20 protein-coding genes are annotated in these 23,740 nt (G+C 45.2%); 7 read left to right on the forward strand and 13 right to left on the reverse strand.

Features of this window, described 5'->3' with window-relative positions; genetic code table 11:
* Positions 1 to 405: a phosphate-starvation-inducible protein PsiE gene (locus QYB97_RS19430; protein WP_301167683.1), complete on the forward strand. Its 405-nt coding sequence runs from the start codon at positions 1 to 3 to the stop codon at positions 403 to 405.
* Positions 406 to 418: 13 nt separating this feature from the next.
* Positions 419 to 778 carry a Na-translocating system protein MpsC family protein gene (locus tag QYB97_RS19435; protein WP_301167684.1) on the forward strand — a complete coding sequence of 120 codons (360 nt, stop codon included), beginning with the start codon at positions 419 to 421 and terminating at the stop codon, positions 776 to 778.
* Between the two features lie 177 nt (positions 779 to 955).
* Here QYB97_RS19435 and QYB97_RS19440 read toward each other — a convergent pair whose 3' ends face one another.
* From QYB97_RS19440 to QYB97_RS19485, 10 genes are all read right to left on the reverse strand, one after another.
* Positions 956 to 3,574 (reverse strand): glycosyl hydrolase, encoded by a 2,619-nt coding sequence (locus QYB97_RS19440; RefSeq protein ID WP_301167685.1) that lies wholly within the window; start codon positions 3,572 to 3,574, stop codon positions 956 to 958.
* Between the two features lie 163 nt (positions 3,575 to 3,737).
* The gene (gene mgrA / locus QYB97_RS19445) at positions 3,738 to 4,748 is read right to left on the reverse strand and encodes an L-glyceraldehyde 3-phosphate reductase (RefSeq protein WP_301167686.1); all 1,011 of its coding nucleotides are present in this window, start codon (positions 4,746 to 4,748) and stop codon (positions 3,738 to 3,740) included.
* A gap of 20 nt (positions 4,749 to 4,768) precedes the next feature.
* Complete coding sequence (locus QYB97_RS19450) at positions 4,769 to 6,208, reverse strand: glycoside hydrolase family 1 protein (RefSeq protein WP_301167687.1); 1,440 nt, start codon at positions 6,206 to 6,208, stop codon at positions 4,769 to 4,771.
* A gap of 39 nt (positions 6,209 to 6,247) precedes the next feature.
* Positions 6,248 to 7,648: a glycoside hydrolase family 1 protein gene (locus QYB97_RS19455; RefSeq protein WP_301167688.1), complete on the reverse strand. Its 1,401-nt coding sequence runs from the start codon at positions 7,646 to 7,648 to the stop codon at positions 6,248 to 6,250.
* A 267-nt stretch (positions 7,649 to 7,915) separates the two neighbouring features.
* Positions 7,916 to 9,697 (reverse strand): ABC transporter ATP-binding protein, encoded by a 1,782-nt coding sequence (locus QYB97_RS19460; RefSeq protein WP_301167689.1) that lies wholly within the window; start codon positions 9,695 to 9,697, stop codon positions 7,916 to 7,918.
* Positions 9,698 to 11,449, reverse strand: a complete 1,752-nt coding sequence (locus tag QYB97_RS19465; RefSeq protein WP_301167690.1) for an ABC transporter ATP-binding protein — start codon at positions 11,447 to 11,449, stop codon at positions 9,698 to 9,700.
* Positions 11,450 to 11,557: 108 nt separating this feature from the next.
* A complete protein-coding gene (locus QYB97_RS19470) occupies positions 11,558 to 12,166 on the reverse strand; it encodes a YesL family protein (RefSeq protein WP_301167691.1) in 609 nt (202 codons plus the stop codon).
* Between the two features lie 56 nt (positions 12,167 to 12,222).
* A complete protein-coding gene (locus tag QYB97_RS19475) occupies positions 12,223 to 13,494 on the reverse strand; it encodes an ABC transporter substrate-binding protein (RefSeq protein ID WP_301167692.1) in 1,272 nt (423 codons plus the stop codon).
* A gap of 81 nt (positions 13,495 to 13,575) precedes the next feature.
* Positions 13,576 to 14,469, reverse strand: a complete 894-nt coding sequence (locus QYB97_RS19480; RefSeq protein WP_301167693.1) for a carbohydrate ABC transporter permease — start codon at positions 14,467 to 14,469, stop codon at positions 13,576 to 13,578.
* Positions 14,470 to 14,483: 14 nt separating this feature from the next.
* Positions 14,484 to 15,368, reverse strand: coding sequence for a carbohydrate ABC transporter permease (locus tag QYB97_RS19485; RefSeq protein ID WP_301167694.1), 885 nt, complete (start codon positions 15,366 to 15,368; stop codon positions 14,484 to 14,486).
* Positions 15,369 to 15,754: 386 nt separating this feature from the next.
* Here QYB97_RS19485 and QYB97_RS19490 point away from each other — a divergent pair, with 386 nt between their 5' ends.
* Positions 15,755 to 16,687, forward strand: a complete 933-nt coding sequence (locus tag QYB97_RS19490; protein WP_301167695.1) for an ROK family protein — start codon at positions 15,755 to 15,757, stop codon at positions 16,685 to 16,687.
* A 70-nt stretch (positions 16,688 to 16,757) separates the two neighbouring features.
* Here the strand turns inward: QYB97_RS19490 and QYB97_RS19495 are convergent, their stop codons facing one another.
* The 3 genes from QYB97_RS19495 to QYB97_RS19505 all read right to left on the reverse strand — a co-directional run bounded on the left by QYB97_RS19495 (position 16,758) and on the right by QYB97_RS19505 (position 19,691).
* On the reverse strand, positions 16,758 to 17,783 hold the full coding sequence (locus QYB97_RS19495; protein ID WP_301167696.1) for a substrate-binding domain-containing protein: 1,026 nt from the start codon (positions 17,781 to 17,783) through the stop codon (positions 16,758 to 16,760).
* 16 nt (positions 17,784 to 17,799) lie between these two features.
* Entirely contained in the window at positions 17,800 to 18,834 is a 1,035-nt protein-coding gene (locus tag QYB97_RS19500) for an acetylxylan esterase (RefSeq protein ID WP_301167697.1), read from the reverse strand.
* 143 nt (positions 18,835 to 18,977) lie between these two features.
* The gene (locus QYB97_RS19505) at positions 18,978 to 19,691 is read right to left on the reverse strand and encodes a GntR family transcriptional regulator (protein ID WP_301167698.1); all 714 of its coding nucleotides are present in this window, start codon (positions 19,689 to 19,691) and stop codon (positions 18,978 to 18,980) included.
* Between the two features lie 221 nt (positions 19,692 to 19,912).
* On the opposite strand from QYB97_RS19505, the gene QYB97_RS19510 reads away from it, so the two are divergent.
* Genes QYB97_RS19510 through QYB97_RS19525 form a run of 4 tightly spaced genes read left to right on the forward strand, consistent with a single transcriptional unit; the run spans position 19,913 to position 23,687 of the window.
* Positions 19,913 to 21,019 (forward strand): ABC transporter ATP-binding protein, encoded by a 1,107-nt coding sequence (locus QYB97_RS19510; RefSeq protein WP_301167699.1) that lies wholly within the window; start codon positions 19,913 to 19,915, stop codon positions 21,017 to 21,019.
* Positions 21,009 to 21,812, forward strand: coding sequence for an ABC transporter permease (locus QYB97_RS19515; RefSeq protein ID WP_301167700.1), 804 nt, complete (start codon positions 21,009 to 21,011; stop codon positions 21,810 to 21,812). Before QYB97_RS19510 ends, QYB97_RS19515 begins: the two co-directional genes overlap by 11 nt.
* Before the next feature lies 1 nt (position 21,813).
* Positions 21,814 to 22,617, forward strand: a complete 804-nt coding sequence (locus QYB97_RS19520) for an ABC transporter permease (RefSeq protein WP_301167701.1) — start codon at positions 21,814 to 21,816, stop codon at positions 22,615 to 22,617.
* A complete protein-coding gene (locus QYB97_RS19525) occupies positions 22,614 to 23,687 on the forward strand; it encodes an ABC transporter substrate-binding protein (RefSeq protein WP_301167702.1) in 1,074 nt (357 codons plus the stop codon). The genes QYB97_RS19520 and QYB97_RS19525 overlap by 4 nt, the downstream gene beginning before the upstream one ends.
* Positions 23,688 to 23,740 lie beyond the last annotated feature (53 nt).

The raw sequence follows: 23,740 nt of genomic DNA on the forward strand, positions 1-23,740 counted from the left end.
ATGAAAAACGTGATAGAATGGAAAACTCTGAGTAAAGGGTTTCAATATCTATTAAATCTTTCGCTTGTCCTTCTGGCTCTCGTTTTGCTGTTTTTCCTGTTCCGCGAGCTTTTCTATATCATCAGTGATGCCCTGCTTCATCAGACCAACGTGCATGTTATACTGGGAAAAGTATTGGTTTTCTTCCTCTACTTTGCCTTTATATCGATGATCGTGAAATATTTTAGTGAGAGCCACCATTTTCCTCTTGGCTACCTTTTATACATCGGCATCACAGCAAGCGTACGATTCATTATTGTGAACAACCAGAATCCGCAGGAAAACTTCTGGCTGTCGCTCGTCATCCTTGTGCTGACATTCAGTTACCTGCTGATGATGCGCAAAGGAAAACCTTTCGGCGGTTAAAGGAGATGAAACAATGAGCAGAAACACGGAGCATCAATTCAGCATGCTGGTGCGGGAAATTCGAAAGGAATTTGTCGGCAACGGACCGAAAGAGATCACCTCCCGCTTTATCGGTACATGGGCGGTAAGTGAAATGAAAGGCAATCTGACCAACATCGAAAAATTCATGCTGAATTCCAAAGAGGGAGAAAAAATGGTCCATGAAGCACGGACCGAATTTGTGAAAAAAATTTACAATGACCCGGGCGTTCGCAAGAGGTTTGAAGACCTGATTGGCGCCAATATTGAACGTATCTTTTCAGATATTGACATTGAATCCGACATCGCCATGACCGTTTTTGTCTTTGATAAGCCACTGCCCTCCAAAGAATAGTCGTCGTATTGTGGAATACCCGCCATTCTGGATGGAATACCGGCGGAAGTAACCGATTTACCCGCCAAAACTTGCATTTACCCGCCATTATCAAAGGGTTACCCGCCAAAAGCGGGTTATGTTAACTAATCTTATAAACTACTGAAAGAACGGATGCCTGGTGGCATCCGTTCTTTTTTAGTTCACTGCTTCAATATCATCCAGGTAAAGGGTACTGCTCAGTGTGGCTCCATCGACCGCGTTAACATACACCGAAAAGTCCTGTACCTTTTTCAGATTGTCGGGATTCAATGTTTTCCCTTGATTGGCTGTATCCCAAGGAGCAACTTTAAATTGGCTGAAAGGCAGTTCAACCCAGCCCGTTTCCGTGGATGCCAAGGAAGGATATGCTTCATATGAAACACCATCCACCTTCAATTGAACAACCATCTTCTGCTTTTTCCCGTCAGGCGCAAGCCAGAATTTAAGCGTTTGAAAAGAAGACCAGTCTACACTGCCAAGTGATTTTGTAATGCCCGCATATCCTGAACCGGCCAGTGTGTAGTCAAACTTCAAACCATAGTTTCCACTGCTCTTATGGCTGCTGTCCAGTGAAACGGCAGTAGCATCGCCGCCGGCGTGGACAAATTTAACACCAAGTGCCGAGCTGTCGCCTTGATAGGATTCAAAATCATCCACAACCGCGGGATCAGAAATTGGTTCAGCATAGGTATTAAACAACTGGATGTTATCGACATAGATGGTTCCGTTGAACTGCAGTCCGCTTCCGACGATTGACAACGCGAGGCTGCTGGCAGCTGCTGCTTTTTGTGGATCATTCAAATCAACAGAGACCGGATACCTGGCAAATCGTTTGTTTTTAATGTTTACGATTTCGAGTTCAGAGAACTTCTTCTCAGTGGTACTCATACCATATTTCGTATCCCAATCAGGCAGCAGCATTGCAAGCCCCCGAACCGTTGCATCGGGATTGGATTCTCCCGCATAAGCGGGAATCAGCACATCAAACTTCACGCGCCTGACATTTTTTAAATCCGTTTGCTGAGCCACATCCGGCAGTTGAATTTTCAGCTCCTGCCACGTGTCACTTCTCTTCATTCCTTTTACATCAATAGCCAATTTTCCCTCCCCGCGCAAAACGCCGTGCTTGAATGACGTTTGAATGGAATCAGGATATGCTCCAATGTTTTCTACTGAGTGAATGGATCTGGTGAAATTGTACTCCTTCATTAACAGCTCAGGAATTTTGACAAACACCTTTATTGTTTGCTGATCAGCGACTTTGTTCCCTCTGTAGCTGGTTACAATCAATTCAGCCGATTTGCCATTTAATGAAGCATCCGGAGACCAGCGGACAGAATAATAGCCATCACGGTCCAGCTTCATTGGCACTTCCTTAGTGGAACCCGCCACTTTAAATGTAACGCTTGAAGGCTTCATGTTCAGCACCCGGCTGCGTACTTTAGTCACAGGCGTAGTAATGGCAGCGCTGTCTGTCGGACTCGCAATATGCATGAACGGCCTTTCTTTCGCTGCTTTTACTATATAATCATAGACGCCCTTCACCTCATTCAAAAAGAGGGTATACGGATCTTTGTAAAAATTAACAAAGTCTGGCAGAAGTTCGTGGCTGCCAAGGCTATTTGGCGCGTCACGGTAAGGTACAAACAGGTTGCCATTTAAACCAAAGTTGGCCCATGTCTGCATATACGCAATCCTTCTTGCGTCCGGATCTGCTTTAATCGAATTTGTGATTTTGGTAAACCAGTGAAGATCACCGTTTCCTGAAACCTTCATGCCCTGGGGGCTGTAGCCAAATTCCGAAAAGGTAGCCACTTTCCCTTTTTTATCAGCCATTTTTGAGATCATCGCCAAATCGCCAACCAAATTAGTTAAAAATTGCTGCGATCCTGGATTGCCCTGGCTGTCATACTGATCCATGCCCAGCACGTCCACATAGTCATCACCAGGGTAGGTCGTTAAATACGAGTTTTCACTTCCGCCAAATGTCCCGTTTGGAGAGTATACATAAAGGAAGTTATGTACACCTTTTTTATCGCGTAAATATTCTACCGTATAACGATAGATTTCCTTATATTGAGCGGTTGTCGTCGTTTTCGCTCCCCACCAGAACCAGCCTCCGTTCTGTTCATGAAACGGCCGGAACAGCACAGGAATAAGCTGTCCATGATCATCCTTCAATCCATTCGCAAACTTCGCAATGTTATCCAGAAACGTATTGAATTCTTTATTTTTATCACCGCCCGGCAAAATATGTTCAACCACCGAGCCGGCTGTATCATTAAAGCTGCCGCTTGTTACAAAGTTTGGCATATGGGAGCTTAAGGCAAGAATTCCTCCTTTTTTGTGAACGAGCTGCATGGACGTAATCAAATTCTTTCTGCTTTTCTTTTCATCTCCAAATACCCCTGGTTTTTCTTTTCCTTCAAGACTTAGCGTGTCCCACCCAAATACTGCTGGAAAATCACCAACGGCATTTTTAACATCGGATTCCATCTTGCCTGTTCCCGTGAGGGTCAGACCTTCATCAATGGAATGCTGATGGCCAAAAAGGACACGCTTACCTCTCGTATTTTCAAGGTACTCAAACAAAGATTTAGTATGATTTGTAGCATGCTGATCCACAAAGTTCTCAACAATCGGTTTGTGGTGCCCCGATTTTTTCATTCCTTGAACATCTTCCATATTTCCGGCCGCTGCTGAAGAAGCCGGAAATCCTGAAAACATGACAGTGGAAGCCAGAACGGTGGTTGCCAGCTTAATTGATACTTTCACTTCATCCCTCTCCTTTGATTACTTTATAGGTTAAGCGCTTTCATACTTATGATAATTATATCCCCCTTACTTTAAATCAGCATGGTTACAAAGTACTAAAATTACTTAATCGATAAGCTAACAAACCAAAATAAAAACCCCCTCTTAAAAGGGGGTCAGCTGATTAGGAACGAACTGAGCTGTTCACCATCAGGATATCATCAATTCGCTGTAATTCTTCGTCACTGAAATCAAGGTTATCCAGGGCTTTCACATTGTCTTCGATTTGGCTTACTTTGCTGGCGCCGATTAGCGCAGAAGTCACTTTGCCGCCTCGCAGCACCCAGGCGAGTGCCAGCTGCGGAAGGCTTTGTCCACGGTTCGCGGCAATATCGTTCAGCATCTTCACTTTTTCAATAACCTCTGGCGTTACGCTGTTTTCATCAAGCGCTCCAGTTGATTTAGCTGCCCTTGAATCTGCCGGCACTCCGTTCAAGTACTTTGGTGTCAGCAATCCTTGAGCCAATGGGCAGAAGGCAATGGAGCCAACACCGTTTTCCTCCAGAACATCCTGCAGGCCATCCTCGATCCAGCGGTTAAGCATGGAATAGCTCGGCTGATGGATTAATAGAGGAGTTCCAAGATCATTGAGGATTCTGATCGCTTCTTCCGTTTGTTCCGGGCTGTAGCTGGAGATTCCCACGTACAGTGCTTTCCCCTGGCGGACAACCGAATCAAGTGCTGCCATTGTTTCTTCAAGAGGGGTGTTTGGATCCGGACGGTGGGAATAGAAGATGTCCACATAATCCAGCCCCATCCGTTTCAGACTTTGATCAAGACTTGCGGTCAAATATTTCTTGGAGCCCCACTCGCCATATGGTCCTGGCCACATATAGTATCCTGCTTTGGTTGAAATAATCATTTCATCTCGGTAAGGGGCAAAGTCTGTTTTCAGGATATTGCCAAACATCTCTTCTGCCGAACCTGCTGGAGGGCCGTAGTTGTTCGCCAGATCAAAATGGGTAATACCAAGGTCAAATGCCCTTCTCAGCATGGCACGGCCGTTTTCATACGAATCGACTCCGCCAAAGTTATGCCACAGGCCCAGTGAAATGGCCGGAAGCTGAAGGCCTGAACGGCCGCTTCGGTTATATTTCATGTTTTGATAGCGATTGTTGTCTGCACTGTATACCATAAAAAAGCCTCCTATGAGTGTTAAATCTCTTCTCCGTTAGTATGGATTACATTTTTATACCAGTAATAACTCTTCTTTTTGATACGGCTGAGGTCATGTTCCCCTTCTTCATGCTGGTTCACATAAACAAGTCCATAGCGTTTTTGAAACCCGTTCAGCCAACTTAGCAGGTCTGTGAAGCTCCAGATGCAATAACCCAAAATTTTGACTCCATCCGTGACCGCCTCTTGTATGGCTTTAACATGTGACCGGATATAATCTATCCGGTAATCATCCTCGATGATACCACCTTCTTTCTCTTCATCAAACTCGCCTAAACCGTTTTCACTGATTAAGACAGGCAGCTTGTAGCGGCTTTCTATTCTGCGAAGAGCAATTCTCAAACCGTCCGGATCAATGTTCCAGTCCCAGTTGGTACGCTCCAAATAAGAATTCGCCACCGTTTTAAACATTCCTTGAATACCTGCATCTTTTGATGAACCTTTTTTTCCGGTCGTATTCATTTCAGCCTGTCCCACTCCCCCTTCCAAAGGGTTTTTCTCATAAGTGGAAGACTGGTAATAATTGAGTCCCATAAAATCCGGCCGTCCCGCTTCAAGCAGTTGGGCATCACCTTCCTCGATAATGGGGACCACTCTCTTTCGCTCCAAAGCCTTCCATGCAACCTTCGGATATTTCCCCCACGCATAGACATCCATCCACCAGTGACTGTTAAGCTCTTCAGCAATTTCGGCAGCGAGGATATCTTCCGGATTGGCTGTTAATGGATAAGCAGGTGAATAGGCAAAGCTCGGTCCGATTTTGCCATCGGGCACATGAGTGCGAAACGCCCCAATGACACTGGCATTGGCAAGACTGGCGTGATGGTTTGCCTGGTAAAAGCGCTTTTCATCCTTCACACCCGGAGGATGGGCTGCTGCCCGGTAGCCAAGCATGGTAAAAATATTTTGTTCGTTCAGGCTGACCCAGTACTTAACCCTGCTTCCGAATTGTTTAAAAAGCTCGATGCTGTAGTTCGTGAAATCCTCAATGATCTGTCTGGATTCCCAGCCGCCATATTCATCCTGCAGAGCCTGTGGCAAATCCCAGTGATAGAGCGTCAGAATCGGCTCAATTCCCGCTTTCCTCAATTCATCAATCAGGTTGCTGTAGAATTCAATACCCTTTGGATTGACCTTGCCCCTGCCATCAGGAAAAATACGGGTCCACGCCACAGAAAAGCGGTATGCCTTCAAGCCCAGCTCTGCCATTAATTGAACATCTTCCCGATAGCGGTGATAATGGTCTACAGCAATATCCCCGGTAGTTCCTTTAAATGTTTTTCCCGGAATGCGGACGAATTTGTCCCAGTTGGAAACGCCTTTACCGTCCTCATTCCATGCCCCTTCCACTTGATAAGCCGCAGAGGCAGCTCCCCATAGAAACCCCTTTGGAAGCGGAGCCAGTGTTGGATGAATCATGCCTTCCTCCTCCCCTCATTCTCTTTATGTAAAACCGCCTTAGTTCGGCAGTGACACACTTTCCACAGAGTCCAGCTCTTCCCCGTTTGTTTCTATCACTCTTTTAAACCAATGGAAACTCTTTTTCTTGTAACGCTTTAAATCCCTGAGATCGGTCTCTCCCCGGTTTACATAAATAAATCCGTAGCGTTTCTCAAACTGTCCCCCTGAACTGATCAGATCGGTGGATCCCCAGGTGAGATAGCCGAAAACATCTACTCCTTCTTCCATGGCAATCTTCATTTGCTTGATATGTTCGGAGAGATACTCAATTCGGTAATCATCTTCAACCGTATCGTTTTCATTCAATTCTTCCCGGACACCAATTCCGTTTTCGGTAATAAAAATAGGCAGGCGGTAACGCGCATACATGTCTTTAAGACAGACACGCAGCCCGATTGGATCAATGGCCCATCCCCATTCATTGGTTTTCAATCCAGGGTTCGGTGTAATGCCCGAAATCAGTGCGCTTTCATCCGTCAGATCAGCGCTTGCCGTCTGGCTTTGATAATAGCTGATGCTCAAATAATCCACTGTATTCTCTTTCAGAAGTGCCGCATCCCCCTCTTCAAAATGGGGCACAATGCCTTTTTGCTGAAGGCGGCTGGTCACATATGTTGGATACTCGCCGTGGGCAAATACGTCAAAATAGAAATCTACGAGAAGCTCCTTCGCTTTCATGTTGGCGATGGTATCTTCGGGTGCGCACGTGTGCGGGTAGGTGGCCATATAGGTTACCATTCCTGCCATCTGCCCTCCCGGCACGATCTCATGCAGAGACTTGACCGCTTTGGCATGTGCGATGAACGCATGATGTGTCACCTGGTAGCGCAGCGCCTCTTCATTTTCCGCTCCTTCAAGTGAGACTCCCCAGAACTCGGGATTGGTAAGCACCAGATTTTGTTCATTGAAAGTGAGCCAGTATTTCACTTTACTGCCATACCGCTTAAAAACCGTACGTGCATACCTGTCGAATAGTTCAATTACTTCTCTTGAAGCAAAGCCGTTGTATTTTTTCTGAAGGGCAAGCGGCAAATCGAAATGATACAGAGTGACCACGGGCTGAATGCCATTTGCGAGCATTTCATCAAACAAGTCATCATAGAACTGCAATCCTTCCTCGTTGGGTTCACCTTCTCCATCAGGAAAAATACGCGACCAGGAAATGCTTGTCCGATAGGCATTAAAGCCCATTTCCTTAAACAATGCGATATCTTCCTTGTAGCGGTGATAAAAATCAACCGCTGTTTTCCAATCCGACTGCCCTTCCTTGACCGGCCGGGCATCTACGATAGATGGTCCTTTTCCCCCCTCATTCCAGGCTCCTTCTGTTTGAAAAGAAGTAACCGCCCCTCCCCATAGAAATCCTTTTGGAATAATGTTGGTTTTACGTTTTGTCATTTTACATGTCCTCCTCGATTTGATTGTATATTTTTAGTAAAAGGTATATACATTTGTTTGATTGTTAAGAAAAGAGGGGATATCCCGAAAGTCAAAAATCGACCTTTAAGCCCCCCTTATACGTAAAATGCTTCTATGAAAAGTTGATTGTAGTGGAAGACGCGAGACTCCCACAGACGCTTGCGTCAAGAGGCTCACCGCACGCCCCGCGGAAAGCGAGCGGCCTGGAACGAAAATCAACAGCTTCCAGACTTCTTGGGCAGGCCCTTATCCTGCCTCTGAAGGAAGGCGCTGAGCGTTGCATAGCTTCCAATACCATCCCTTTTTTTCGATCAGCTCCTCATGTGTGCCTTCTTCCACAATCCGCCCGTCATCGATATAAAGGATGCGGTCCGCGTTTTGGATAGTAGAAAGACGGTGGGCGATGACAAAGGAAGTTCTTCCTGCCAGCAGCCGCTCCAATCCTTTTTGTAAGGCAAGCTCTGTTTCGGTATCAATGGATGAAGTCGCTTCATCCAAAATAAGAATTTTCGGATCCGCAAGCAGTGCTCTCGCAAATGAAATAAGCTGCCGCTGGCCGGTGGAAAGCCGTGTTCCTCTTTCATTTACTTCCGTATAATACCCGTGCTGCAACCCGCTTATGAACTCATGTGCCTGAACTGCCCTGGCTGCTTCTATTACTTCTTCATCCGTGGCATCCAGCCTTCCATACCGGATGTTTTCCATAATCGTTCCAGAAAAGATGAACGGATCCTGAAGCATTACACCCATTTGCTTGCGGAGTGACGGAAGGGTTACACCCTGAATGTCCGTTCCATCGATTTTGATTTTTCCTTGTGTGCAGTCGTAAAAACGGCTGATCAGGCTGACAATCGTCGTTTTTCCAGAACCGGTTGCGCCGACAAGCGCAATGGTTTCACCAGGTTCGGCCTTAAGCTGTATGTTTTTCAGCACCTGCTCTTTTTCTCCATAGCCAAAATCAACACTCTCAAACTCTACTTTTCCTTTGATCGTTTTCAGTACCTTTCCATCGGGATTATCCTTAACCGCCGGCTGTTCATCCATCATTTCGAATATCCGTTCCAAATACGCCATGGCGTTAATAATGGCATTGTAAAAGTTCCCGATATTCGCAAGCGGCGTCCAAAACATCCAGATGTAGCCAATAAACGCGATTAAAGCTCCTACCGTTACACCGTGGCCGATCCAGGCGATGCCAAACACATAAATAACGGATACGGTCAGCACCGATATGTTTTCAATTGAGGGCCAGAGCAGGAACTGAACATACATCGCCTTCAGCCATGATTGTTTATAACCGGTGGAAACCCGGTGGAAAATCCGTTTGTTTTCTTGTTCCCTCGTAAACGCCTGAGTTACCTTCATACCGCTTATGCTTTCATGAATATAGGCGTTCATGTTCGACTGTTTGTTGCTCAGTGTCTGCCATGCTTTTCGCTGAGCCGTTTTAATAAAGAAGATAACCGTTGCCAGAACCGGAAATCCACCCATGGTGAGAAGGGTCAGCTTTACATCAATCGCGAGCATAAAGCCGAATATGACAGCCAGGCTGAACAGATCAGTAATCAGCTGAATTAACCCATTCGATAACAGGTCACTCAATGAATTGACGTAATTGACAACACGGACAAGAATTTTCCCGTGCGGCCTGCTGTCATAAAAGGAAAACGACAGGGACTGCAGGTGCGAAAAAAGATCCTTGCGGATATTTTGGATAATACTCTGGCCGATTTCGGCCATCATCCTTATCCTCCACTTCATGCAAATGCCCGAAAGCACCAATGCGGCGAGAAAGATGCCTGAAAGCAGCATCAGACCCGAAATGCTCTTGTCCGGAATTTCTTGATCAATCGCATGCTTGATGATAAAGGGGCCGATCAGATTGGCCCCGCTGGCGATCAGCATAATCAATACCGTCAACATCATTTTCTTTTTGTACGGCCGGACATATACGGTCAAGCGCTTTAAATGTTTGAGATTGAACGGTGTTTCCAATTCTTCATCCACATCAAACGTATTGCGTGCCATCTATATCACTTCCTCGCCAAGCGGTGTCCGTTCAAAATTGCCCAACTGGTTGTTGTACACATGCCAGTAATAACCCTTTCTCTCCATCAAATCGGCGTGTTTCCCTCTTTCAATAATGCATCCTTCGTGCATAACGAGAATCAAGTCAGCATCTTTTACCGATGAAATCCTGTGAGCAATGATAAAGCATGTTTTGTCCTTCAGTATGGATCTTAGTGTTTCTTGGATCTTGAACTCTGTTTCCATATCCACACTTGACGTGGTGTCATCCAAAATCAAAAGAGAAGGATCCCTCAGCAGAGCCCGCGCGAGGGCAATTCTCTGTTTTTGGCCGCCGGATAGCCCCACGCCTCTTTCACCCACCACGGTGTCATAACCATCGGGCAGAGATTCTATGAATCTGCTGGCCTCAGCTTGTTTTGCTGCCGCATATACCGCTTCCATTGGTGCATCCGGATTCCCGTAAGCGATATTCCCCTCGATGGTATCCGAAAAAAGAAAGATATCCTGCATGACCATCGCCATTTTTTCCCGCAGCTGATGGATGTTCCAATCTTTAATGTTGATCCCGTCCACCCTGATCTCACCGTCATCCACCTCATAAAAACGGCCAAGAAGATTAACCAGAGTCGATTTGCCGGCCCCGGTAGGACCAATAATGCCGATGGTTTGACCTGCATGTGCTTCAAAGGTGATGTCACAAAGAACCGGTCCGTCTTCATAGCTGAAATCAACATGATCAAATTCAAGAATGGTTGTTGACGTCTGTACCTCCCTTTCATCTATGATCGATTTAATCTGCGGCTCTGTGACCAGCAGCTCTTCCACTTTTTCGGCCGAGGCGATAAACCGCTGTATATCATTAATCAGCCAGCCGGCGAGCCTCATCGGATTGTTCAGTGCCCAAATGAGAGAGTTAAAGGTTACAAGTTCCCCTATGGAAAGCGAGCCCCGGATGACCATGATTCCGCCGGCAAAGGTCATAATGACCGTCAATACACCTGCCAGCGAATCCAGTATGGGCAAATACTTTCCCCATACACGGGACGACATCAGGTTCTTCTCTTTAAATGCCTTATTTTCTGCAGAGAACTTTTCAATCTCATACTCTTCCTTGGCAAAAGCTTTTACCACCCGGTTGCCTGAAATATTTTCCTGGACGACGGAATTCAGACGGGCAAACTGGTTTCGGATCGCGGAAAAGGTTGGCCGTACATCTTTTGTCAGCCTGTAGGCGAAAAAACCAATGATCGGTGTAACCGCCAGCATCGCCATAGCCAGGGGCGGATGAATGTAGAACATGAAACAGAGAGCAAACAGAAGGATCGACAGATTTTCAACAACCATATAAATGGTCCATGCTGTGAAATGCCGGACGGCCTCCAGGTCACTCGTCATCCGGGCCATAATATCTCCTGTTTTCGTCCGGTCATAAAAACCTGGTTCCAACTGATTAAGATGGTCATACAGCTTTTCTCTCATCGAAAAAATAACGTTCTGGGACAGGTTTTCAAACAGCATCTGATAACCGTAGCGGACACCTGTACGAATAAGCGTAGAACCGATCATGATAACCAGCAGCTGCCAGAGCAGCCCATTTTGATGGCCATAGATGACGCGGTCCACAATTTTGCCCGCCACATAAGGATTGATCAGGTTCATACCCGCAACCGCGAGCACAAGCAGCAGCCCGAGAGCCAACCGTTTTCGGTAAGGCCGCATGTTTCCCCAAATCCAGCGCAAGCTATGCAATTTTCTCCTACCTCCTTGCTACTATAGACGGTTGTTTTTTTAACCGACCGTAACATTCTATAGAAGCAAAAAAACAAATATTACTTTTTTAAATAAATAACAATAGAATCAGACAGTCATTCTTCCAAGGATGTTTTTAGCCAGCCAGGCATAAATACCCGGCGCAAAAAACAGAAGGAAAATAAAATTAGCGTCAGAGACATAGCAGACAGCAACCAAACTTAGCAGTATCAGCAGACTCCTGAAGAACTTCTTAATCAGCAGATAAAAACCCAGGAACAGCGAAGCCTTTACTCCCCTATCACCTTTTTTAACGATATTCCAGCACATGTACGTATAAACAACCAAACCCAGCAGCAGCGCATAGATGCAGGCAAATTTGATCACCGAGGAATAAAAAGGACTTACGGCATCGGGAAAAGGCAGAACAATGAAAGCCGTAAAGTAAATAACAAATCCAATAAAGACCGCCGATGAGACTTTACTGTACCCCTTGTATTTTGGGAAAATTTCCCGAAACAGCATTTTTACCGGCTTTCCATTTCCCGAAGACACTTCTCCCACAACTTCAATCAGCGTACAAAATGAGGAGGTGAAGCCGAAAATAAAAAAGTTTTTCAAAACATACCACCAAAACAGCAAACTGGATTTGATTAAGCTAAAGCTTACGTCCATCAATGAAAAGAAGCGGCTTTCTATGAAACTGCTTTTGTTCATGCTCACGCCTCCCCTGGAAAAAAGGGTCCTGTGAATTCACAAGTCCCCTCTTCTTCCTATTTCAAGTTGTATTCACTGCGAACCTGGTCCGCTATTTTTTTCAATTCTTTATCCGCATCTTTGCCTTTCAAATTAATATTATCGATCACCGGCTGAACCTTGTTGACGATTTCGGCATACTCAGGAATGTATGGTGCATTCATAATGGTTTTTCCTTCTTTCAACGTGTTTGCCAAAGACTTGGCGTTAGAAGGCGCATTGCTCATTTCCTCAATTTGATCGGCATTTCGTTTAACAACAGGCACTGCAGATAGCGTTTTGGCCTGCATGTCCTGCCCTTTTCCTGATGATAGGAAGGTCAGCAGCTTAAAGGCTTCATCCGGATGCTCCGTCCCTTTTCCGATCCCGATCGGAAGGTAGGCCGATGCGGATACATTTCCTGCTTTTCCAGCAGGTAGAGGAACCACATCCCATTTGAATTTGGCGTTTTTCGCCGTATCCGCCCAGTCCCATGGCCCCATCATTTTCATGGCTGCCTGCCCGGCAAGGAACATGTTGGAAAGGCCTTGTGACTGTGCAGAAGTCGGCTGAACATGGTACTTATTGATTAAATCAGAACCAAATTGGACCGCTTCAATGGATTCAGGTGAATCAATAATGACTTTTTTGCCATCCTTGCTGACAATTCCTCCACCATTCTCGACGAGCAGTTCACTCGTATAGAAGTTCTCCATCCCGAATTGAACCGTTTTTCCATTCTTTACTTTGGTCAGTTTTTTCGCGGCATCCAAAAAGTCATCCCATGTCCAATTGTCTTTCGGATAAGGTACCTTTGCTGCATCAAACAGGTCTTTGTTGTAACCAAGCTGGAACGTGGACGCGTCACGGATCAAGGCGTATTGTTTGCCGTCTACCTGCCCAAGTTTCATAACGTTTGGCATGTAAGCCCCTTTATCAATCTTTTTATCGGAAAGATCCATCAACACTCCCTTGCTGACGAACTGGCCGAAAGCAGAAGGCTGGATCCATACAAGGTCCGGCTGGTCGCCGCCGGCAGACATGGTGAGAAACTTGTCATTGAACTTATCATATGGCGCAAATACTTGTTTCACTTTAATGCCTGGATTTTCTTTTTCAAAAGCTCTAAAGATTTTGCCTTCCAGCTTTGTCCCCTCCGGGTTATTGTTCCAGACCAAAATTCGAAGCGTCACATCCTTGGATCCACCGCTCGCCGATTCTGATTTCGAACCGGAACAGCCTGACAGGAAAACAGACAGCGCGAGTACAAGCGTTAAAACAATGGTTATTGCTCCTTTTTTCTTTCTCATTACGTTTGCCCCCTTATAGTATTGGAATCGGATGGCCGCACTTGCCTTCCAGTACGCCAGTCCAAATTGAAACCAAGAAGATTATCCTTTGCCTCCGGTTGTCGCAATTCCCTGGATAAAATACTTCTGTCCAAGGAAAAACAGGAGGATCAAAGGCAGGATGACCAGTACACTTGCTGCCATCATAGGTCCCCATTGAACGAGCAGGGCTCCTTTAAACTGGAGGATTCCCAGGGCAAGTGTGTACTTCGCGTCATCATTCAGGTAAATCAGCGGGTAGAGAAAATCATTCCATGTCCACATAAAACTCAGCAGGGCTACAGTGATGACTGCCGGAACCGAAAGCGGAAGAATGATTCTCCAAAAAATCCCGAAGGTACTGCAGCCGTCCAGAAAAGCCGACTCTTCCAGTTCCTTGGGTATGGTCTTAAAGAACTGCCGCAATAAAAAGATAAAGTAAGCGCTGCCAAAGAATTGTGGAACAATCAGCGGCAGGAACGTATTGGTCCATCCGAGCTTCGAAAAGATCATGTAGACCGGTATCATCGTCACCTGCGGCGGAAGCATCATCGTACCCAAAAGGATCATAAACCAGAAGTTCCGTCCTTTGCCCTTAATGCGTGCAAATCCATAGGCCACAAGGGTGGACGACAACACCGTGCCAAGAACGGCAAATATGGAAACAATAATCGAATTTACATAATATTGTCCAAAATCAACAATCGTAAAGACATCCTTATAGTTGGCAAAATCCCACTCCTTCGGCAACAAGGCCGGCGGAAACGTCATAGCTTCATTTTCAGGCTTCAAGGATGTGCCGATCAGCCATAAAAACGGGAAAATAAAAAGAGCAGATAATGTAATAAGCAAAACATACGTGATGATTCGTTCGATCCGCTTGCCTGCTTTTATCCCGCGGGCTTTCCTTGCCTTTACTGCGGGTTTGACTTTCGCTTCTGCGAGCTCCATGCTCATCCTCTTCCTCCTCCTTACTCGTCATGCTCGTAGTACACTTTGCTGCCAAACACTTTAAACTGGATCGCTGTAAAGATAAGAATGATGATAAATAAGATCCATGCCAGGGCAGAAGCATAGCCCATTTTAAAGAACTTAAATGCATCCTGGTACAAATAGAAAACATAGAACAGTGATTTGTAGTTGGGACCGCCATTTCCGCTGCTCACCACATAGGCTTGGGTGAAAATCTGAAAGGATCCAATCAATCCCATAATTAAATTGAAGAAAATAACATTGGAGGTCATCGGCACGGTTACGTTCCAAAACTTCCTGAACTTCCCTGCCCCATCAAGCTCAGCAGCTTCATAAAGCGAAGCAGGCACGCTCTGGAGTCCTGCCAAATAGATGACCATGCCTCCGCCCGCTCCCCAAAGGCTCATAATAATCAACGCTGGCTTTACCATCTGCTCACTCAGGAGCCAGTTGGATGTCGGAAGGTGGAAGAATGAAAGAACAGCATTCGCAATGCCGAAATCCGGCTGAAAGATAATAATCCATAAAAGCGAGCTGGCTACAGTCGGAACCAGGGATGGCAAGTAGAAGATCGTCCGGAAAACACCCATAAATCTCACATTCGCATTAAGCAGCACAGCGAGCAGGTACCCGACAATCAAGCCTAAAGGAACTCCGAAAACCGTGTAAAAGATGGTATTCCACAAGGACTGCCAGAACAAAGGATCACTCGAAAAAATCTTTTGATAGTTTTCAAATCCTACCCAATTTGGCACCCCGAGCCCCGAGTAATCCGTAAAGGACATATACAGGGAGTAAAGCATCGGCCCGGCAGTTAATGCTAAAAACCCAATCAGCCAAGGAAGTATAAACATGTAAAACTGAAACGTCCTGGACTTATTCATTTCCTTCCTCCTTTGACCCAATATTCTGAAATTTAAATCTACACTATGTAATCTCTTTCAGTAATAAGCTGTAGACTGCATCCCTCCCCTATCATCCATTAGGTAACTAGAAACAAAATAAAAGTTATTTATTACTTAAATTTATAAAATGTAACTTAATAAAAACATTATATACTTAGGTGCAGTTAAATGTCTATACTTTTTTTACAGGTTTTAACTTCTATAAATATCCTCAATAACACCCTTATTCCGCTATATTCGTTCTTTTTTTTATTCATTTTTTATTAAATTATGATGTTTTAATTAATCGATAAACTTAAAATTACCTAATTAATGTGTTACAATTTAACATAGCTATAAGAAGGGATTTGAGGGAGGATGAATAAATGACTAATTACCTGGTATTTGATGTGGGAGGAAGCACCGTGAAATATGCCGTGATCAACAGCAAAGGAGACTTTCTCCTAAAAGGAAGCCTGCCTTCTGTCCTGGATGATTTTCAGCGCTTTTCCGAAGAGATAATGTCCCTCATTGCTATCCATAAAGTACAGCACGAGGTTGCAGGGATCGCCTTCAGTACACCCGGAGGAGTCGACAGTGATTCAGGGATCATTGGCGGGGCAAGTTCCCTTCCTTGTATTCACGGCCCCAATTTCAAGGAAGTCTTTGGAGAATTATCCGGTTTACCTGTTGAGATCGAGAATGACGCGAACTGTGCCGCATTGGGAGAAGTATGGAAAGGTGCCGCACAATATAACCAGAACGTTTTGTTTACGGTGATTGGTTCAGGAATTGGAGGAGCTGTCATCAAAGACCGGAGGGTTCATAAGGGAGTGAACCTGCATGGCGGTGAAGTGGGCTATATGGTCATGGATATCACCAAACAAAAGGATAAGGTCGCCTTTAGAACGTGGAGTGAAATGGCAGCTACCGTCTCGCTCGTCAACCGGGTGGCGGCGATCAAACAAGTACATGCTGCGGATTTAAAGGGCGAGGATATTTTTGATGACGCTGAAAAAGGAGATCCGGTTTGCCGGGATGCAATTGATGATTTCTACCTGTCCCTTGCACAGGGCATCTACAATCTTCAATATGTGTATGACCCTGAGAAAATTATCCTTGGCGGGGCCATCAGTGTCCGGACGGATTTGATTGAACAAATTAACCGTAAGATTGATTTAATTGTAGATGCGGTAGGAATCGCAAAAATCAGGCCGGTAATTGAGACCTGCCATTTTAAAAATGATGCCAATCTTCTTGGTGCTCTGTACCATTTTCTGCAATGCCAGCAAGAACAAGCAGTGAAAAGAATTTCTTGAACAAAAGAAAAAAGCAGCAGTGAACACGTTCCCCTGTCATCCATCATTCAATGACAGGGGCGGTTCAACTTTAGCTGCCTTTTTTATGTCCTTTATACGGCTGAACAGACTCTCTGTGTATAATGTCCCCTTTTATAAAGGTGCGTCCGTATTTTTTATCAGGGTTATTTAGTTTTTCGAGAATAAATTTAACGGCCACTCTCGACATCTCTTCGGTATCTACCTCCACTGTCGTCAAAGGCGGATTGGTTAACGTGGCAAAAATGGAATTATCAAAGCCCGCCACCGAACAATCCTCTGGTACCTTGTAGCCGTTATTTTGAAGCACAGTCATCAAATTATACGCAATTTCATCGTTGTTGCAGACAAACGCTGTTGGCATTTCATCAGGAAGAACAATGTCAATGTATCTCCCGGCTTCATCTCTGTCCTTGATCACATAATCTTGATTCAGTTCAATTTTATGCTCCAGCAGCGATTTATAATAGCCAAGAAACCGGTCCTGAATGCTGCTGGTGGCGTGAACATTGCCCACAAATGCTATTTTTTGGTGACCGTTTCGGATCAGATAATTTGTCATTTCATAAACACCGAAGAAGTTATCGGTTAAAACGGAATCGATCTCGTTCTGATCGGTATAAAAATCCAAAAAAACGATAGGACAATCGATCGTTTGTAAATGCTCAACATAGCTTTTACTGATTTGCCCAAGAATGATAAAGCCATCCACTTTCCGTTCCGTATAAATTCTTGGCAGTACCAGACGTTCCTCATCTTCCTCACTTAACATATGTAAAATCCCCGAGTAATGGTAGCCATCCATCACTTTGGAAAGAAGCTGGTAGAATTGAAGATAAAAGGAATGAACCGTTCCGGCAAACCGCTCGGGTATAACGATGCCAAGATTATAGGACAATCCTTCTTTCATTGATTTGGCATGCGTGTTAAACCGATAGCCCATTTCTGCAGCAACCAGCTTGATCTTTTCTTTCAGTTCGCTGCTGACGCCTTCTTTGTCATTCAGCGCTTTCGATATGGTCACGCTGCTGACACCCAGACGGTCTGCGATGTCGCGCATTGTAACATGGCTCTTCACATTAACTCCTCCGATTTCATACGTTCCTCAGGTTATTATCTCCAACCTTCACGTTTTTTGCAATGTGCCCCCCACGGGAGGATTCTGTTTTTTCCAGCAGCGAAGCAAGAAATGAAAATGACCGGTCTCCAAAGGTTCGCAAATGTTCATGCCCATATTCGTAAAAAATCAGCATTTCCTTTTGGGACGTCAGTTTGTTATATGCCGCAAATTGAGTGGACGGCGGACAAATCTGGTCCTCCATTCCCACTGCCCATAATACATCTGCCTGGACACGGTCGGCCAAATGCTGGATATCAATGAATCCTAGGCTTTCAAACAGCTCATTCTCTTTCTCATGGACAGGGTCGATAAACCGAAAATAATAATGAATTTCCTCATAGGCGGATTGGCTGATATCCAGCTCCCATGCACGCTTGTAATCCGACAGGAATGGATAAGCCACTGCCGCTTTTTTGATCCGGGGCTCAAGTGCTGCACAAGCAATCGAAAGCGCACCGCCTTGAGAAGCACCCTGGACCCCGACTCTGTCAGCATCCACATTTTCCATGGAAAACAAAATGCGCGCGGCCTGGACTGTATCAAGAAAAACATTTCGATAATACAGTTCCTCCGGCCCTTCCTTAATCCCGCGAATGATATGCCCTTTAAGCGTGGATCCTTTCGCCTGCAGATTGTCTTCTGATTGGCCGCTCTGCCCTCTGCAGTCCATCGCTAACACAGTGAAACCTTCTGCTGCGTAGCCAATTTTTTCAACCCAATCTCCGCTGTTCCCATGATAGCCATGAAACAAAACCAGCCCCGGGCCTTTTTCGCTTTGATTCTTCGGCCGCACGAGCTGACAGTGGATTTTCGCTCCGCCTGTTCCCGTGAAAAATAAATGAAAGCACTCCGCCGACCGGGTTTGAAATTCAGCAGGAATCAGTTCGTACGCCAGTGACTGTTCCTCAAGCTCAGCAAGCCCCCGGGACCAAAATTCATCAAAATGATCCGGCTTCGGCAGGCGGCCATTGTACGTTTTCAGTTCATCCAAAGACATATCAAACTTCAAAGCTTACTCACCCTTCCTTTTGTTACTTAATAATAAACTTATCGATAACTCATTATAATCTTTCCCTTATTTTCAGTCAATTCATGCAATGATTAAAGAAAAAAGAACACAGCGTGAACCCGCTTGTTCTTTTTTCCTAAATACTACTTATTTAAATGCACGGACGTAACTTCAAATTTATCGTAACGGTGACGGGAAAAAGAGTACTCAAAAGGTACTCCATTGTTTAAATAGCCTACCTGCTCCACTTCCAATATAGGATCATCATCTTTACAAAACAAATGCTTTTGATCCAGTTCCTCTGATTTGCATGCTCTGATTTTCCGGTGCGAGCCCGCGATGGTTAATCCTAATTCGTGTGTTATGTATTTGTATACGGATCCTTGAAGGACTTCATCATTCAACCCCGGGATGAGACTGGCCGGCATGAATGTTTTTTCAATAACATATGGTTCTCCGTCAACGAGCCGGAGCCGCACCAAGTCATAAACAGGTGTGGAAATGTCGATGGCCAAGCGTGCTGCCACCTCAGGGTTTGGAAACTTCACTTCAAAGGTTATCACATTGCTGGTAATCACTTTATCCTTCAAAAGGTTGGTCAGCCCCAATGATTCGTTGCTGGCCACATTGACCCGGCTGTTTTGAAACGCTGATTTCACAATAAATGTGCCATGTCCCCTCTTACGGTAAAGCAGTCCTTCCGTAACCAAAATATCCAGTCCTCGCTTCATCGTCATACGGCTGCACTGAAACTCCTTGGCCAGCGTAATTTCATCCGGAATTGGCTGGTCCGCCGGGTACTGCCTCTCTTTTATCCTCTGTCTCATTTCTGAAGAAATGACTTCATACTTTTTCATAAAATCAAATCACCCAAGTCTATGTATATACAATCCTTTAATTTTATTCTAACCCTATTTAGTTAATTGTCTAGTCATCGTACGGAAAGACGATATTTCCAGGTTTTTTTGTTAAAAATGATCGGGTTTTCAGGTATAATTGGTCAGAACAAAAAGGTTCAGTTTATTTAACGATGGAATAAACATGCCGTCGTTGAAATTGGGATAGATGAGGGGTTGCGATGACAAACGCTATTATTCAATTTAAACAAGTTACCAAACAATATGATAATGATCCGGCAGTGCTGGACAATGTAAGCTTTGAAATTGAACGGGGAAAGTTTTACACCCTGCTGGGTCCGTCAGGCTGCGGAAAAACAACCATTCTTCGCCTGATTGCGGGATTTACAGAGGCCACTAAGGGAGATATCTTTTTTAATGGCAAAAAAATCAATGATGTTCCGGCCAATAAGCGGCAGGTTAACACGGTATTTCAGGACTATGCACTTTTTCCTCATTTAAATGTGTTTGAAAATGTGGCTTTTGGGCTGCGCATAAAAAAAATGAAAAGTGCGGATATTCAACGAAAGGTCAAGGAAGCATTGAGCTTCGTCAACCTGGACGGCTATGAAACCCGCGAGATCCGTGAAATGTCCGGAGGCCAGCGGCAGCGTGTGGCGATTGCGCGGGCCATCGTCAATGAGCCCGAAGTGATTTTGCTGGACGAGCCGCTCTCTGCCCTTGATTTAAAGCTCCGGACAGAGATGCAGTATGAGCTTCGTGAACTGCAGCGCCGGCTGGGCATCACCTTTATTTTTGTTACGCATGACCAGGAAGAAGCGCTTGCTATGTCTGACGAAATTTTTGTTTTAAATAAAGGAACCATCCAGCAAAGCGGCACGCCGATCGATATTTATGACGAACCCATCAACCGCTTTGTTGCCGATTTTATTGGTGAATCCAATATTGTTGAAGGGAAAATGATCAAGGATTACCTTGTGGAATTCGTCGGAGGACAATTTGAGTGTGTGGACCGGGGGCTCAATCCGAATGAAGCTGTGGACATCGTCATCCGTCCGGAAGACTTGGAAATCACTACGCTTGAACGCGGAAAACTTCAAGTAAAGGTAGATTCCCAGTTGTTCCGCGGCGTTCACTACGAAATCAGCTGCTATGACAAAGACGGCAACGAATGGCTTGTCCACTCCACCAGAAAAGCGGCAGTCGGCGATGAAATTGGTTTGTACTTTGATCCGGAAGCGATTCATGTCATGAGGTTCGGGGAAACAGAAGCTGATTTTGACCGGCGGTTGGAAGCCTACTCTGCAGGAGACCCTCATGAACAATAAAGTCACCCGCAATTTGTATCTGTTTCCGTACGCCCTTTGGATTGTACTGTTTGTAGTAGCTCCGCTGCTGCTTGTACTTTACTATTCGTTTTTTGATATCGAAGGGCATTTTTCACTGGTAAACTACAAAACATTCTTCACCCCGGTCTATTTAAAAATGACTCTGAGTTCTTTCTGGTATGCATTTTTGATTACCGTTATAGCGTTGATCGTATCGTACCCGACGGCCTACTTGCTGACAAAAACCAAGCATAAGCAGCTGTGGTTATTGCTGATAATTGTGCCATCCTGGATTAATCTTCTTCTGAAGGCCTATGCGTTTCTAGGCATTTTTGGCACAAAAGGCATTGCGAACAGCTTTTTGGAAGCCGTCGGCATTGGTGCGAAGCAAATTTTGTTCACCGATTTCAGCTTTGTTTTTGTATCGGTCTATATTTTTATTCCGTTTATGATTCTGCCGATTTTCAATTCGTTGAACGAGCTGAATCCGACTCTGCTGGATGCTGCCAATGACCTTGGAGCATCCAGATGGATCACGTTCCGCCGGGTCATTTTTCCGCTGACGATTGACGGTGTCAAGGCAGGCTGCCAGGTCGTCTTTATTCCGGCCTTGTCGCTGTTCATGCTGACACGCCTGATCGCGGGAAACCGTGTGATTACGCTCGGTACAGCGATTGAACAGCAGTTTCTCGTCACACGGGACTGGGGCATGGGCTCGACCATTGCTGTGTTCCTGATTCTTATTATGTTCCTGATCATCAGCCTGACCGGGAACCGAAAGCGTGGTGTATAAATTGGATCAAAGAATCACACCTTTATCACGAATATTTCTTGTGCTCATCTTTTTCATCCTTTATGCACCGATTTTCTTTCTCGTGTTTTATTCGTTTAACAGCGGCGGCACCATGTACCACTTTAAAAGCTTTACACTGGACTGGTACAAAGAGCTGTTTCAGGATTCCAGGCTGCTGATCATTGTGCTGAATACACTGGTCATCGCGCTTGTTTCTTCCCTGTTTGCGACCATTATCGGTACACTGGGGGCACTCGGCATCCACAGCATCCGCAAGCAGCAGACGAAGAATACGCTTCTCTCGCTGAACAACGTGCTGATTGTGAGCCCGGATGTTATCATTGGCGCATCCTTTCTGATTTTGTTTACGATGGCAGGCATTAAACTGGGGATGTATTCAGTACTTCTTTCCCACATCGCATTCAGCATTCCGATTGTAGTGCTTATGGTATTGCCGAAGCTGTCAGAAATGAGCCCGACCTTGATTGATGCAGCCAGAGATCTCGGCGCCAGCCAATGGAACGTGCTGACTAAGGTTGTTCTGCCTTTCATTACACCAGGAATCTTTGCCGGATTTTTCATGGCACTGACCTATTCACTCGATGATTTTGCCGTTACGTTCTTCGTCACCGGAAACGGCTTTACTACCCTTTCTGTGGAAATCTATTCTTTGGCACGCCGGGGGATTTCGCTTAATGTTAACGCCTTGTCCGCCCTTCTGTTTTTATTTACACTTGTGCTTGTTGTTGTGTATTACTTTATTTCTCAGCGCAACCGGCCAGGAAGATGGGGGGTTAAAAAATGAGCAAGCTTCTCCGCTTTTTTCTCGGGATCATTCTTGTTTCTGCCGTACTCTTCTATGCACTTGCAGAGCTTAATTCATCACAGGGCTATTCCGGCAAAAATACCCTCACAATCTATAACTGGGGAGATTATATTGATACCGATTTGATTAAACGGTTTGAAAAAGAGACCGGTATTAAAGTAATTTATGAAACGTTCGACTCCAATGAAGCGATGCTTACCAAGATTGAGCAAGGCGGTACAACCTACGATATCGCTGTTCCATCTGAATATATGATCGATAAGATGCGGAAGGAGAATCTTTTGATTCCCCTGGACCACTCCAAGCTTCCAAATCTGAAAAACATTGATCCGCGCTTTATGGATCTTCCGTTTGATGAAGACAACAAATATTCTGTTCCTTATTTCTGGGGAACTGTAGGAATTGTTTATAATCCGAAAATGCTGAACGGCAAAAAAATCACCAGCTGGAATGACTTGTGGGATCCTGATTTAAGAAATAAGATTCTCCTCGTTGATGGAGCACGTGAAATCATGGGAATGGGGCTGAACAGTCTTGGTTATTCCCTGAATGATACGAACCATGCCCATCTTCAGGAAGCCAAACGAAAGCTGGATACCTTAACGCCGAACATTAAAGCGATTGTCGGTGACGAAATCCGCCTGCTGCTTCAAAATGAGGAAGCGTCCATCGGTATCGTATGGTCAGGTGTTGCCTCGGAAATTATGAGTGAGAACGAGGATCTCGAATACGTGGTACCAAAAGAAGGTTCCAATCTCTGGTTTGACAACATGGTCATTCCAAAGACCGCAAAGAACAAAGAAGCCGCACTAAAATTCATGAACTTTATGCTTGATCCGAAAGTCGCGGCACAAAATGCGGAATACGTGAACTATTCCTCGCCAAATAAAAAAGCCCTCGCTTACATGCCGAAAAAAACGGTGAACGATGAGCGCTTTTACCCGTCGCCCAAGCTGACGGACAAGCTCGAAGTCTATGAAAATCTCGGCAAAAAGAATTTGGCCTACTACAATGAACTGTTTTTGGAATTTAAGATGCATAGGAAATAACGAAGAGAGGGAGCTGCAGCCAGGCAGCTCCCTCTTTTTATTTTGTTTTGTTA

Origin of the sequence: Fictibacillus fluitans (assembly GCF_030418125.1) — a bacterium.
Lineage (GTDB): Bacteria > Bacillota > Bacilli > Bacillales > Fictibacillaceae > Fictibacillus_C > Fictibacillus_C fluitans.